This window comes from Maridesulfovibrio sp., assembly GCF_963676065.1.
GTDB lineage: Bacteria > Desulfobacterota > Desulfovibrionia > Desulfovibrionales > Desulfovibrionaceae > Maridesulfovibrio.
Map to the genome: position 1 here is coordinate 3448702 of NZ_OY780933.1, position 15580 is coordinate 3464281.

Below are 15580 nucleotides of genomic sequence, written 5' to 3' on the forward strand. Positions count from 1 at the left end.
TATACATTCTAAACTTGACAAACAGGCTAAATCAATCGATTTAAGGATTTATGAAATACTTTGCAGCTATAGTAATTTTTATGCTGTGCTTTGTCAGCAGTCATGTATGTGCAGGCGAAAAGATATACCGCATATCCACTTCATATAAAACACTCTTCTCTACTCCAGATCAAGCAGGTATGCTAGATCGTATTGTTAATGAAGCCTTTAGACGGATCGGGCTCAAATCCAAAGTTGTGTTTACTCCTAATGAACGCTCATTGATTTCAGTCAATGAAGGAATGTTTGATGCTGAAATAAATAGAGTAGCAGGTATGGAAAAGAAATTTCCTCATTTAATCCAAGTACCTGAACCTAATATGACGATGCATTTTGTAGCCTTTGCAACCAAAGACATACCAATAAGTGACTGGGAAAGCCTTCGTCCGTACAAAATAGGACTTGAAAAAGGTTGGAAAATATTAGAGCAAAATACCCATAATTTTCCTCATGTAAAACGGCTCATGAGTGCAAATCAGCTCTTTTTGATGCTTGATAAAGAACGGCTCGATGTTGCTCTTTTTTCCAAAATGCTTGGATATGAATGGATAAAAAAATTAGATTGTAATCGTATCAAGCACCTTGAACCACCTTTAGCAAGTAAAGATATGTTTCTTTATCTCCACAAAGACAATAAAGAATTGGCTAAACCTCTAGCAAAAGCTTTGCGCGAGATGAAACGCGACGGAACATATGATCGAATAGTACAAGAAACGACAGGCTTCTTACTTGATAAAAACCGAAAATAAAAAAAGGCTAAGAAAAAATTACAAAGAACTGAAGAAGAGAAGTCAGCTGTTAGCACACCTTTCTGAAATCTGTCAGATCAAGTCGGAACTCTTACACCTTATGGTCAACACAGCAGGAGCGTTCTGTAACAGTCACACTAATCCCCATCAAAGAATGCATACCCCTTCTTTGTAACTTTAGACCTTTTCTTCTTTTTCTTTTTAGGATTAGCAGCTTCTCTATCTCGCTTTTTCTTTTCAGCAAGCTTTCTTGACCGCTCTCGTGATCCATCAACATCAAGTTGCGGTAGCAAGTTTGCTGCCCTGGCCTTCTCTTTCTCCATCGGCTGATAGTAGGTGTTCGCTGTCAGGGAAATATCACTATGTCCAAGATTGGCACTGACAGCAGCAAGGTCACCTCCTTGGGTCATCATCAATGTGGCATACATGTGCCTGAGATCGTATAACCTGAACGACTTGGTGATCCCTGCTTTCTCCTTCGCAGTCTTAAGGGCAGTATCTACACGCAACACAGGTTTACCATTATATTCAATTACATACTCAGTCTTGGCTTTACGCTTTGCTTTCTTAAGTATGGGAATCAAGATGTCAGGTATCGGAACATATCTGTTCTGCTTAGTCTTAGTAGCGAAAACAAAAACTCTGCGGTTCTCAAAATCTACGTCATCCCACTTCAGCTTGAACAACTCAGATTTTCCGGGCCTGAGCCCCAGATAAAACGTCATCTCAATGATCAGCTGCAAATGCGGCGGACTGTGCCTGATTATCTGTGTAAGCTCCTCCAAGCTTATTTCGAATTGTCTGGGAGCTTCTTTACTCATCTTCCATTTCTGGAGCGGATTTACCGTGATATAGTCGTGGGCGATCCCCCAATTAAACACAGCGCGAAGATATGCGAAGTACCTGTTCTTGGTGCTTTGGTTAAGCTTTGGATAATGCTCCAACATATTCAGCAGGTCTGCATAAGTCAGCCTGTCAACTCGCTTGTTAGGCAACTTTGGAATAATCTTACTCTCCATAGTCCGCCTTATGTTGTAGGCTTGGGCAGCACTCTGACCCCTCAGGCCATAATCCTTCAGATAAAGATCGAGTAGTTCCTGTAACTTCACATCCGACTCCGACAGCATCACCACTTGCTGCTTCTTCTTTTTGGCAAGCTTGACCTGAAGATCAAATTCCTCAGCCTTCGACTTGCCAGCTTTACCGACACCGAAATGCTTATTCCGTTGTTTTCCAGATTGATCCCGGTATCGAACGAAATAACTGTTACCACGTTTGTGGACACTCATGTGTACTCCCCTTTTATATCAGCGAATTAAAAAAGAAAAGGAGTACCCGTATACCAAGTATACAGACACTCCATAGAAGCAGCATTAAATGTTATTGAGAAGGATGGATTCGACTTCCTCGTCCTGTACCCCGATATACCTTCGAGTTACGCTCGGACTGGAATGGTTAAGACGCTTGCTCAGCAATTCCCATGACACCCCGAAATGCACCCGTTGCTGGTAGCAGAACGTTTTTCTCAGGCTGTGAGCACCGTAGTTTCCCTTCAGGTTTATCGCACTGGTCCACTCCTTCAAAAGCCCTGTCACCCTGTAGGTTGTTATGGGATAGTTCTTGCCTTTACGACTCTGGAACAGGAACTGGCCTTCATCAGCTTCGCATTCGTAATACTCCAGATACTTCTGGAAGGTATCAGCGATTTCCTTATTGATGATCGCAACATTCTGTTTCCCGGTTTTCTTCTCTGTGACCACGATCCGGTCACCGACCCTCTTGTCCAGTAGGTCTACTACTCGCAGAGTCAGAATATCCTGCGCCCTCAGACCTGAGTTAATACCCATAATGAACAGCAACAGGTTTCTGGGATGATCCTGAAGCAGCCGCTTAATGTTTTTTACATCCTTCATCGAAGTAATAGGTTCAACTTTCATTTTTCCTCCTGAATGTACGAAATTATTGGTATTATGGTAAAACCAACCATTCAAAACGGCACGGCTGAAACTGAAATTTCAGATTCGCCTGTAACCCGTTCAAGTTCGTAGATTTTTTGGGATTGAACACTGGAATGTACGATTCTCCTAGAAAACGTACATTGGTTCGGTGGAGGAAAATATCTATATTGGTTCAGAGTAGATGTCGGGGGGTGTTGGCTGGCAATTCCGCCGTTCAAAAGAGCTATAAACGTAAAAAAGAAAAGACTACCCACGAAGAGCAGTCTTTTCCAGATAATGCCCAATTAAACTTTTCTTCGTATGAATACGATTAAAGCAGCTTTAAGCATTTCACGGGTCAATGGTGATCTAACTATCCGCAAAAGTATTTGAATGACTTTCACTTTTAGCATCTTCCATAGCACCTCCAATGTTAAAGATGTAGCTACACTGATTAACAGTGGTATTATATATCTTTATATCTTGAACAATATGAAAAAACTATAGTGTATTCATCTTATGATGACTAAACGCTACATATTGTGCATCTACTGAGAAAGATACAGTTCATAAGAATCAGATGGATTCATTCATGAGAAGATTTGAGAGATATTTAGAGATATTTTAGAGGTATTAAATAAGTATCTCTCAACGATAACTAATTAATTTTATTTGAAAAAGTAGCATTTTGAGAGATGTTGGAGATATTTTCAACAAATTTATAATATTATAATATTAATTTATATATTCTATTTTTTATCTTCTTCTTTCCTGCAACAGAAGAGAGAAGTAAAAGTATAAGTTAAAATAAATTATATTATTAAAACTGCCCCTAAAATATCGCTAATATCTCTCACGAAAGAATTTCTGCAATATTTTTAAACATTTACATTGAGAGGTATTTATAAAAACACCTCTCAAATATCTCTCAGTATCTCCAAGACCAATGAAGACACAGAGTAGCCATGTCACTGTATGCGGCTGTATTAGTTAATATTAAATGAGATCAATCCAATTTCTTGAATGTGATCTCCGTACGACCTTTTACATTTTGTTTGAACGTCACCCCCCAGCCGAGGTGATCAAGATCCACAATCTGCTTTCGGAGCTCTCTGGTAAACGTATTGGGTGCCTTGGGCAGTTCTTTTAGATCAATGTCAATTGACGGTGCGTGTTTGATGAGTCTTTCATACCAATCTTTCGCGAACCTGCCTTCTTCCACAATTCCATGTTCGAGGAAGTTCTTATCAAGAAGACTTGCGACAACAGTTGGCAGTGGTTCATATACAACTTCTGAAACATTAGCATTAGCTTTCGAACGTTTAACTGCTTTGGCGAAATTATCTGCTCCAAAGCCAGCAGCTTCCGCCACAAGATTGGCAGTGTCGTAAAAGTCCACCATGCGATTAACCTTTAAGATAGGATCTGAATAACCACCTTGTTCACGAAGCTTTAGTGCCTTCTGGATAATATCCAGACAAGCACCTAATGTTTCTGCTCTGATCTCTTCGAAGCCTTTCATTATGTCTTTTTTGGACCGACGTTCATTAGAGCTAAGGCGATTCAACTCAACATATAATGCCCTATCTCTTAAGTCAGGCTGCGAAAACGGTATATCAATACCTGTAACGATCATTCGACCTTTAAGATCTATGGCAAAACCTTCATCATCAGTATACAATTGCCGATTAAACTCTGACCCACCAGTGATTGCTCTGCAAAGAAGATTTGACTTAGTGTCTGAAATCCTAGTTTCGTTATCATAGACAGTAATATCACCTGCATTCAATTGAATAGCAATATTTCTTGCATCGCCTTTGACGGATAAAGGCTTAAGTTTACTTGGATCGAAAACGCGTTTAAATATTTCTGCATAAGTAGTCTTACCTGAACCAGCAGGACCATATATACACAAAATTGGATGTTCAGATGCAGTATCAAACTTAGATATTATCCAAGATATGCATATTATAGCACTATACGAATCTTTCAAGCCTAACAGCTTAATAAATGGGATGAGACTTCCATTCCTTTTTGGCCTTGGGAGTTCTTCCATATGTTTAGTTTGATGAAACTTTTCAGTACCTTTAAGACGAACATGCCATCCACTGCTATCCAGATAAACAATCTCACCTTTAGCATTACACAAGTCCAGAACAAGCCTTTTACCATTGAAATTCATTCTAGTATAAACTTCACATACTCTCTCATTTTCATAAGCAATTCCTTCTGCCATTGAAACAGCTGTTTCAATATCAAATTTACTTGGAAACATCTTATAGTTTGAAGCTCGATTAGCTTTTACTAGTATAATTTTTTTAAACTTTTTTGACCTAACAGGTAGATCTTTCTTTACACCTTTAACTTCAATAGTAGCAAATGTATTTTCATTTTTATCTAAAAACAATTCACAATCTTCAATAACATCATGCAGATAATCTATTGCACTTTTATATTCATTTGAAGATTTAGGCGACTGAGATTGCTGGGACTTCTTGCCGGATGACTTTGGAATGGGTTTAGGTTGTATAATCGGTGTTACCTGATCAGGTAACACCTGAAGTGTTTTACTTTGATTTACTGGATCAACCTTTTGCTCCGCTTCAGAATTAGCATCCTCCGGTTCAAAATTGAGAGCTTTCAGAATATTTAAATCTTTCGATCCAGATTGGACCTGTGGAGCTTCAGTTGAATTTGCCAAATCAACCTTTTGCACCGCTTCAGAATTAGTATCCTCCGGTTCAAAATTGAGAGCTTTCAGAATATTTAAATCTTTCGATCCAGATTGGAACTGCTGTGAAATCGGTAGGTCACTTATCTCAGCAGAAGCAGCAACTTCTTCTTTCTTCATAAGATTTAAATCATCGTTGCTGCTGAGTTGCACCTGTGGAGCTTCAATTGAATTTATCGGAGCAACCAGCGGTACAACTTTATTTGTTCGCTCTGCATTCTCATCGTTCGGAATTTCCAATGTATCCAAATCTTCCGGTTCAGAAAAAGATTCTGTGGATACAGGAGTTCCATCCATCACAGCAAACACCTCAGCCTCTTCTTGTTTTCCGAATTCAAGATCATCATCTTCTAAATCATAATCTTGATGTTCGAACTCTGGATTATGTCTGTAGTAATCAGCCATAAATCCTCCTTTGGTAGCCGCATACAGTGAATATTGGCTATACCCCTCTTATATCTTTATTTTTTTTACTCTTAGATCAGAGAACGATATAGAACGGTCATCAGGATGAGGCAGCACGGATCAGGATCGTCCAGAAGAATTTTCAGGATGAGGCAGCACGGGTCAGGATCGTCCAGCAGTGTTTTCAGGATGAGGCAGCACGGGTCAGAATCGTCCAGCAGTGCTTCAGAACGAGCTACTGCTGTGCAATTTTAAGATGTTACAAATTGTTAAAGATATAATTTATATTGTAGTAATCAGCAGGCTGTGGAAGGTAACGGCAAGACCGATGAATCACCTGTCGGTTCTGCCGTTACCAATTACTTCCTAAAATAACACAAGGGTGGCGAACATATATGCCGTTATTTCACTACTAAAATCTTTGGGAAAATAATCATCATCAAGAATGTCTCCCAATATATCAGTACGTTGCAACTAGTCTCTTCCAACTTGTTATAGAAAGACAAATTATCAGGGGAAGTAGATTTTTTTGTTATCTGCTAGATTGAATTGATAGCTTCGTTACCAATTGAGTTATTTATCTTAAATGATACTCAGACTATTTGAAACAGCTAAGCGCCTACTGATTTCTACTAGAATTTCAACAGCTTCATTTATTATTCACATTGGCATTGTATGTACTCTCTTCATAGAAGCAATTTTATGAAGACTGCGGAAAATATTTTGCTATGATTCATTCATACTCTTTATTATACATGCTGAAAACGTAACTGACTCAACCACATAAAATACAAGAAAAATTTAAACAGTGACAAATTTCATGTTAATAATCAGCACAATAAAAAATGCTATGAATTGTCACCGCTCCGGGTTGGTCATGGCTGAAAAAATATTGCGATAAGGATGAATTTGAGACGCATGGCGAACTACCCCATAGGGTTATTGCTCTGGAGGTTCATCAACGATATGCCAGCGTCCATCTTTGGCCCAGTCTGAATTGTTCATGCTGACAGTTTTGAAATAACCGTCATGCAATTTTTTTGATGGGGTCCATCAAATTTGGCTGGTAGACACTCTCGCACCCTAAGCTTCAGGGTACAATTTCTCATTGCAAAAAGAGAAGGAGTCGCAGCATGAACTTTCACTGCGACTCCAATTTTTTAAGCTTCACCAAATTCTTCAAATGCTTCGTTTTCATTTTCAGTACCCGGATCAGCTTCAACATCATCTGCCGGGACCTCGGCACCGTCACCGGAATCAGGGTCAGTTATAGCAGTCAAGATGATGCTGTCACCATCGGCTTCAACGGTAAATTCAGTTCCTACTGGGAAATCTCCAAGACTTTCAAGCTTCTTCAGACTGAGCTTCAGGCCATACTTGCCAGCCTTGAGGATATTGCTGGACCTTTCGTACAGTCCATCAACTTCGTAAAAAGTCCGATCTTCATTTATCAAACGCAATACGTGCTGCCGCAAAGACTGTTTGCTTACAATCCCGATCTCCTTCTGAATCTGTTCTGCTGTTTTACCAGCCTTGATCAGCTCACGAAGTTTTTTGGGATTATACTTGGATTCAAATACCTTCTTCGCCTTGGGTTCATTCTGCTTTTTAGCCATACTAAACTCCTTGTTTTTTAGGTAATATCTATACGATTCACCCCAAAGACACGGATTTTTTTGGCTTATTGTAGAACGGAAAAAGCATCAGTAACAGCAGCCAAAAGATAAACCATAAACGCAGGAGCCTGCGCTTTCAGTTTCAATTTCAGCCCAAAACTTCAAAAAAATAGACAGGCTAGTGCCTGCCCACAAAACTCTAAAGATTAGTTTCAAATATAAGAAACCAAAAGATAAACCATAAGCGCAGGTGCCTGCGCTTTCAGTTTCAATTTCAGCTCGATATTTCAAAAAAAAAGGGACAGACTAATGCCTATCCCTGAACATGTTTATCTATGCTATTTTTGAACACTTGAAGAACTATTCAAGCAGCCATCGCTTTTCACGATGAATCTCAGTAATACGTTCTTCTTGCTCATGAAAGTATAAAATATTGACGAGCTTACGATTCAGATCTTTATCCATTCCAAGCAGATCTTGATAAGTAAGACCAAGCTTTTCATAAATATAAGCTTCAAAATCATCCCTGTACTCATAATCAAAATACGGAATACCCTTTGATGAAGGATTCTTTCCCTGAAACTTCTGAAAGTACAAAGTGTCAGCTTTTCTAATCCCATTCTTCTTAGAATTCCAGAACATTACCTGACCACGAAAACTATAATCTGACCATGACACCGAGTCGCATGAAAACGCAGGAACGTGCTCGATAACATCAAGCTTTGTAACCCCAAGGATATGGACTTTCACGCCAGCAGCCCAGAGCTTATCAACAACAGGACCTATAACTTCAAGCTTATCCCGCTGCTGACCTTTACATTGACCAATAGCTACGATTTTGTACCCATGATCAATAAAATAGTCGATTTCACTACCCTTAAGATCGTGAATAACAGGCACAGCATTGATGCCTGCTGCCTTTAAATCAGCAAGACGTCCGAGGTTATGCTCAAACCCGGCAGGATCAAATCTATCATCCATATTGATGACAAAATCGTACTTGTCTTTGGCGACAGATAGATAGATTTTATATTTGCGGAAAAGTCTGTCACTCTCTTCTACAAAAGCATTTCCCTTAAACTTTGACTGAAGACTAAATGCCCCAGAGTCCAAAACCAGACTTTTAATTTTGCTGCGATGTTCGTCAGCAAATACAGTCGGGTTATCTAGATAAAAATAAGTCTGGAGCACATTCAACGTCGCATCCGGTATTCTTCTATGAAATGCCTGCAAAACATTTAACGGTAAAGAGGATAAATATATTATCATGATTATTTCCTTGTACAGACTCCCCCGGTCGCAACCGGAGGAGTCAATTCTTCTTTACTACGTAAACTTATGCTGCCGCAGTTTTGTTGGACTCAGCATCCTCTTCAGTAACAAAAATATCAGTAGATGCAGTATCCGTATCGGCCTTGGTATCGGCAGAGACATCAGAGTCAGCGGATTTCCCGGCAGAGACTCGATCTATTAGAGCATCAATATCGGACTTCAGCTGACCCAGATCGCCAACTTCGACTCCAACAAAACTAGCCTGTGAATCATCAAGAAGAGTCTTGATGGACTGACTCAGGTAAATTGTCAGTTCAGGAACACTTGCAACCATCACTGGTGCGCTCTTTTCACTCGGCTTGGCACCCTGCTTATCGTTCTGGACAGACTCAGGGTAGAAACGGTTTTCAGCTTTATCCCATTTACCATTTTCTTCTTTTACAAGCTGGATGAACTGCTTGAGACCATTCTCTCCTTGATCACCATAAACGGCGACAAGTAAAGAACGCTTGGCACCAGTGAATTTGCCACTTATATCCAGAAGATTTTCAATATCTTTGGCAGTGAGTTTTTCGAGAACGACCCCTCGCTTCTCAAGCTTCAGAACTTCAACAATTGCGTCCATGGCAAGTTTACGTTCTTCGTAGGACTCCTCGGCGAGGAACCCCATTCGCTGCATAAGAGTTGCAATTGGATTTGCTCCAAGCTCCTTAGCAGCGTCATCATCAAGGGAAAGATAGTATGAACCGATTTCCGCAAGACGTTCCGCGCCAAGAAAAAGAAACTTATCTGAACCGGGAAGAGCAGCAAGAGACATGTACTTTTCACGAGTACGTTTTTTCAGAAACGGAAGCTTCTTATCGGCCCAAACCATCCAGTCCCTTTTATTCATTCCATACCGGAGAGATTGAAGTCTCAGCAGAATAAAACCGATGAACATGGCTTGCATCGCGACTTGAGAATTGGCACTCTTTTCTATAGTGGCATAGACGCCAAGCTGACGTTCTGTCTCCTTGATAAGAAAATCTGTATCGTCCAAACTGCCAATCTTCTCAGTGAAGACTTTACGCATCGTATCAATATTAAGATGCATATTGCGTGCTTCTTCAACGGTGGTCGGAACAATAATTTCCTCACCGTCCTCACCCTTCATGCCCATGCCTCCACTGGCACCGACAAATCCAGCATAAGCAACTTCTTCACAATATTTCTTGAGATCGAAGTCCTCAGCATGAACATTCGCAGGAGGGGTAAGACCAGAGGCACTAGCACCCCCTACATGCTGCTGTCCAAAACCAGATTCAGAAGTTCCACCAGCTCCCCCGGTGCCGCCGGTGCCGGCAGTAGCACTAAAGTCATATGCATTTGATGAAGTGGTCGGTTCTTGTGTTTTTGTCATTTTTAACCTCCTAAAAGGTATGGTTCGTCCCGAAGGACAATTAAACTTCCGGCTCAAACAAGCGAATCCCGATGATCCGCTCGTCGCGCCGTTAGCCACCACACTTCACGAGGAGTGCCAAACTCAAAAACAAGCATTACACATTGAAATATAAAGATCTTTTATAAAAATAGAGCAGTCACGACTTAAGAACCGAAAGTCTTTTCATAGGATAAAAATTCGGATTATTAAATTCTTCGCTCAAACCAAGCTTTTTAAAATCTTCGGTAATGGTTGCCTGTGATTTGTTGGCTATTACAGAAAGCCTTTTTTTATAGCCATGAGTTGTTCCTATTTTATGGCAAACGGTCTCGTAGTACAGACGCTTAAGATCATCCAGCCGAACAGACTCAATGGCAATTTCCTCCGACACTGAATCCGGCTTACCACCAAAATAATCGGCAAGCTTCTTATTTGAAGGATTACGCTTGTATAAAACATTAAAACTTTCAACGTCATCGGATGTAATACCACTTATTCCAGTGTAATAACTTAACGATTCTTGAAATGCCTCTTGGAAGTATCGAGGCCATTCAGAAAATGAATCCATAGATGACTCGTGAACTCCAAAACAAATATATATATGCCTCGAGAGGTCCTGATCAAGTTTAGCAACACTCTTATGATACATCTTCTTTTTATAGGTAAATGGCTTATCTTCAAAACTAGGGAGTATCTTATCCTCCTCCCTCAAATCACGCCAATCTTTACTTGAAAGCGAAGGACTTCCAAGGTCGAGAATATCGGCATCTGCGTTAATATCCTGAAGAAACAACTTGCAAAAAAGACAAAGCCCTCCGAATGCCAATTGATATTGCGAATTTCCAACAATGGTAAAATATCCATCAAGCTCTTCTATCTCAATTGGGTATGAATGCTTGTTTCCAAGCCAACTTTTGAAAACATCATTCTTACAATCAAACCCAAGATCGCACGACTCTAACGCCCTTTCAATTTTTTCAACCTTAATACCTTGGTGCACCATTTTAGACCGCAAGAATTCTGGTTTATTGAATCTGTAATCACTGACATCATGTTGCTTAAAATCCAGAGGATGTAGAGTTAAAACAAATGTACTATCATCACCATCAACCTCATTAATTACATCTCTAAATGTCTTCATTTCTTCATAAAAAGCAATCTCTTCACGAATAGCACTACAAACTCTTTCTATTTCACGAACATTTCCGGGCCAATTATAACAAAGAGCCGCCAGAACACTCCCCTTAGGAAGCATCTCTAAAAGTTCAGGATCAAACAATTCCATATAATACAGAATATCCATCCTTCTCTCGTGAATAGGTGGTACGTAGAAAGATTCAAACCTAAACCAAAAGTCATCTCGAAATGACCCTCTATCGACATTCGTAGTTGCAACTATTTGCGCACGCAGTTCGCGTTCTTTTCTTTCGCCAACTCTTGAGAAACGCTTAAATTCAATCGCAGTCAGAAGCTTAGCCTGTAAATGTTTAGGAAGTTCGCCAAGTTCTTCGAGAACAATAATTCCATCAACAACCTCTTCAAACCAACCGTTCATATCAGCAGTGGCCCCAGTAAACGCTCCTTTCACATAACCGAACAGTTCAGACTCCAAAAGATCAGAAGGAAATGCAGCGCAATTAACAAAATGAACCTTACGATTAGGAAAAGATTTAAGGTACATATGTATAAAAGACTCTACAAACATACTTTTACCAGAGCCTGTTGGTGCCCTGATAAGCAAAGGTTTAGGGTCCACCTTTGCCTTCTCTATAAGGTTCCTGCATCGAATACCAAACCGTGAAGCTGTCTGATGCAATCCTGGGGGAAGTATCCACTTCCTAGGCTTCCAAGCAACTTTTTGTGCCATACTAAACTCACTTTTGTTTTTTAAATTTTATCCCACAGTAAAGAGAGATATTCAAGAACATTTCTTATCATAGAATATTCGCAGAATCCTGCGTTTTCGGATCATCAGCAGTTCATCTGGACCGCACTGGCATATCCCCCCTATCTCTGCGAGGGAACATCTCAACCAACAAACAGCGTGAGAGGACTTTAATTCTTCATGCAGAAATTGATACCACAAACGCAGACTCCTGCGCTTATGGTTTACATTTTGATCAGTAACGCAACAAAACGGATACTGTAGAGCACCAAACGAATACGTTCACGAAGCAGCTTCTAATACGATGAAATTTCATCAAAAATCGTACATTCAAATTCTCCAAGGTTTTGATTTCCATGGACAACCAAACCATCAGAAAAAATTTAAAATGCGCAGGAGGGGACCATTTTGTGCGAATAATTTTGATGGATGCTGGAGCCGGAGCTGGAGCCGGGGCTGGGGGAAGAAAAAAACAGGACAGTGACCCTGATTCAATGGAGCTGCCGTTATCAGAAATAAAAAAATGGATTCTCCCAAAACATCTAAGCTTCGGGAGAACACCATACCATTAGCTAAAGCCAAAGAATTTAGCCACTACATAACCGACCAGAATGATAGCACCAATTTTGAACAGATACAGAATATTGGAGCCAACCGAAAGCTTCTCTCCACAATTATAACAATTCTTCTGTTTCAACAGGTTTTCAGCACCACATTTGTGACATGTCTTGGTATCAGCCATAACTACCTCCTTTTATTTGATTATATATATCTATTATTTGGCATTCGAAAACGACACGCCTATAAGACAAACCATCTCCGAAAAAACAAACTAAAAGCGTTTTTCATGATCAAATACTAGGATATAGTTTACAACTGCCAACCTAGATATAGTCTATAAATTGTTTTTAAAGTCAATTACTCAACTATATTTTATACTAAAACCCAGTAAACAGCCGAGGTCCCGAACAGATCATGAAGATCAATCCAGACCATTTAGATTTTTACAAGTAAGGGAAAGGAAAAGGAAAAGAAAAAATCTACAAAGTGTTCTTTAAAATAGGTCTACTTTAGCCACCTATCAACTGCATAGCCATCTTCGGTAAACTATTGGCTTGGGCCAGCATAGCTGTTGCGGATTGAGTTAAAATTTGTCTTCTCACGAACTCAGTCATTTCAGTTGCTACATCAACATCAGATATTCTGGATTCGGATGCTTGAAGATTCTCTGCCTGAATGGATAGGTTCGTAATGGTGTTCTCCAGCCGATTCTGTGTAGCCCCCAGATTGCTTCTATCAGAAACAAGCTTGTACACCAAGGACCAGACTCTGTATCTACAAAATCTAAGAAAGCATATTTAATTGAGTGTGAAAAAGTTTTGAACAATTTAAAAGCTAACCTCAAAGATTTTATGCAATAGATGAAACACAGAACAGATTTACTGGAACTTTAACCTGTTTCGTTCCAGTTTCAGCTTCTATCACGGTGAAATTTACCCAAAAACGTACATTCCAAGTTTCCAGAGTTTTAATTTTCATGGAGAACCAAACCATCAGAAAAATTTTAAAATGCGCAGGAAGGGGCTGTTTTGTGCGAAGGATTTTGATGGATGCTGGAGGCGAAGCTGACGGTGGGGCCGGGCCGAGAATTTGGATTTCGTAAACTGGACAGTGACCCTGATTCATGGACGCTGCCGTTATCATGAATAATAAACAATCCAGAATAGGCACCATTTATTTAAACCAGTACACAGCCGAGGACCCAACCGAAATAAAAGATAGGGCAGGACAATCCCCCCTTATATAAGGAAAAACATTTCAACGGTTGTTCAAAATCCCAAGCTTTTTTCTTCGATTAGATACCGCTGAAGATGAACAGCCTATTCGTTTGGCAAGATCAGTGTCAGTTTCAACTCCAAGCAAATAGTCATATTTGTCCCATTCAATTCGTTTGTGTTTTTTATAGTATGGAGGGACATTCAGCTTACTTCTCCTCTTGGCTACAGTTGGAGCCTGACAACCTATTATTTTCGCTACTTCAAAATCGGTATCTGAACCAAGCAGGTGATCCCATTCGGACCAGTTTATCCTTCGGGGTTTGCCACCCAGCTTAATTCCTTCATCAGTCTTGATCCATGCAGGGATACCGAGTTTCTTTCTGCGTTTCTGTACAGCAGCTTCAAGGCAGCCAATCCGTGCTGCAAGTACACCATCTTTTTCTCTACCGAGTAAACTGTCCCATCGGTCCCAGTCGATGTAGTGGGAAGATTCAATACCCAGCTCTCGCCGTTTGACTCTAAGAGCAATCACAGAACAACCAATTTGATCAGCTAAATCTGGATCAGATATTTTACCCTTTAACGGAATCCATTTTTCCCAATCAATATTGAGCTTAGAGCCATAAGAAGGAATTACAAAGCCAACTCTCTTCCGGGCTACAGTTGCAGGAGAACTACCAATCTCTTCAGCAATATCCTTATCAGATTTGGTTCCCAGAAGATGTTTAACTTTATCCCAATCAATCTTTGTCATACGGTTTCTCATAATCTTTAAGCTGTAGAACTTCAACAAATGCCTTGAAATCCATTAAGTAATCAACTTATTGATCTAATGGTATTTATTACAAACGGAAAATCCCCAATGAACCAATTTTCATTAGGGATTCTCTGTGGAGAGTATGAAACGTTCTGTAAGGAATTATCTCCACGTTAATCTCAATTTCAGGTCCATTCAAGGACAAATCAAAATTTATGAATTTTATGAAGAAATTATCCATTATTCCGGTACTTCTGCTCCTGCTTCTGATCCCTTCTATTTGTATGGCAGGTTCCTCAAACACCCAGCGTGGCAATACTTCTAACGACTCTTTCAATAAAGCTAAGAGAACTCTTGAACGGCAAGTTTACTTTGACCACCGAGAAACCATTTACTGTGGTGCTGAATTCACAGCAGATAAACAGGTTATCCCGCCACAGGGTTTCAGTACATCCAAGTATTCTAAAAGAGCCAACAGGATCGAATGGGAACATGTGGTTCCAGCAGAGAACTTCGGGCGCACTTTTACTGAATGGCGTGACGGTGATTCCAGATGTGTTGATAAACGGGGTAAATCCTTCAAGGGTCGTAAATGTGCTGAGAAGGTCAACTCTGAATATCGGTACATGCAGAGTGACATGTACAACCTGTATCCCGCTATCGGTGCAGTCAATGCCATGAGGCAGAACTACAATTTCACCATGCTGCCGGATGCTGAATCTGATTTCGGTTCATGTTCGATGAAAATTGAAAACAGAAAAGCTGAACCGCCCGTTGAAGCCCGTGGTAGGATTGCTCGTACCTATAAATATATGGAGTGGGCCTACCCCAGATACAAAATGAGCAAGGCCCAGAGAAAATTGATGGACGCATGGGACAAGATGTACCCGACATCGCAGTGGGAGTGTGTTCGTGCTGAACGGATTGAGAAGATTCAGGGCAACAATAACCCGTTTGTGATGTGTCAGTAAGGTAGTATGGCTATGAAAAC

12 protein-coding genes are annotated in these 15580 nt (G+C 40.2%); 2 read left to right on the forward strand and 10 right to left on the reverse strand.

Annotated elements, in window-relative coordinates:
- The first annotated feature begins 50 nt into the window (after positions 1-50).
- Entirely contained in the window at positions 51-788 is a 738-nt protein-coding gene (locus ACKU35_RS15460; protein WP_319760562.1) for a transporter substrate-binding domain-containing protein, read from the forward strand.
- 137 nt (positions 789-925) lie between these two features.
- On the opposite strand, the gene ACKU35_RS15465 is transcribed toward ACKU35_RS15460, so the two are convergent.
- The 10 genes from ACKU35_RS15465 to ACKU35_RS15510 form a co-directional block, all read right to left on the reverse strand.
- Entirely contained in the window at positions 926-2077 is a 1152-nt protein-coding gene (locus ACKU35_RS15465; RefSeq protein ID WP_319760564.1) for a tyrosine-type recombinase/integrase, read from the reverse strand.
- Between the two features lie 84 nt (positions 2078-2161).
- Positions 2162-2725, reverse strand: coding sequence for a tyrosine-type recombinase/integrase (locus ACKU35_RS15470; protein ID WP_319760566.1), 564 nt, complete (start codon positions 2723-2725; stop codon positions 2162-2164).
- A gap of 1006 nt (positions 2726-3731) precedes the next feature.
- A complete protein-coding gene (locus tag ACKU35_RS15475) occupies positions 3732-5861 on the reverse strand; it encodes a hypothetical protein (protein WP_319760568.1) in 2130 nt (709 codons plus the stop codon).
- 1160 nt (positions 5862-7021) lie between these two features.
- On the reverse strand, positions 7022-7477 hold the full coding sequence (locus ACKU35_RS15480; RefSeq protein WP_319760570.1) for a hypothetical protein: 456 nt from the start codon (positions 7475-7477) through the stop codon (positions 7022-7024).
- A 360-nt stretch (positions 7478-7837) separates the two neighbouring features.
- Positions 7838-8746, reverse strand: a complete 909-nt coding sequence (locus ACKU35_RS15485) for a hypothetical protein (protein ID WP_319760572.1) — start codon at positions 8744-8746, stop codon at positions 7838-7840.
- 67 nt (positions 8747-8813) lie between these two features.
- Positions 8814-10148: a hypothetical protein gene (locus ACKU35_RS15490; RefSeq protein ID WP_319760574.1), complete on the reverse strand. Its 1335-nt coding sequence runs from the start codon at positions 10146-10148 to the stop codon at positions 8814-8816.
- A 178-nt stretch (positions 10149-10326) separates the two neighbouring features.
- A complete protein-coding gene (locus ACKU35_RS15495) occupies positions 10327-12036 on the reverse strand; it encodes a sigma 54-interacting transcriptional regulator (protein WP_319760576.1) in 1710 nt (569 codons plus the stop codon).
- Between the two features lie 586 nt (positions 12037-12622).
- Entirely contained in the window at positions 12623-12796 is a 174-nt protein-coding gene (locus ACKU35_RS15500; RefSeq protein ID WP_319760578.1) for a hypothetical protein, read from the reverse strand.
- 328 nt (positions 12797-13124) lie between these two features.
- Positions 13125-13412 (reverse strand): flagellin, encoded by a 288-nt coding sequence (locus ACKU35_RS15505; protein WP_319765418.1) that lies wholly within the window; start codon positions 13410-13412, stop codon positions 13125-13127.
- Between the two features lie 460 nt (positions 13413-13872).
- Complete coding sequence (locus ACKU35_RS15510) at positions 13873-14586, reverse strand: hypothetical protein (RefSeq protein ID WP_319760580.1); 714 nt, start codon at positions 14584-14586, stop codon at positions 13873-13875.
- A gap of 218 nt (positions 14587-14804) precedes the next feature.
- Here ACKU35_RS15510 and ACKU35_RS15515 point away from each other — a divergent pair, with 218 nt between their 5' ends.
- Complete coding sequence (locus ACKU35_RS15515) at positions 14805-15560, forward strand: endonuclease (protein WP_319760582.1); 756 nt, start codon at positions 14805-14807, stop codon at positions 15558-15560.
- The last annotated feature ends 20 nt before the right edge of the window (positions 15561-15580 follow it).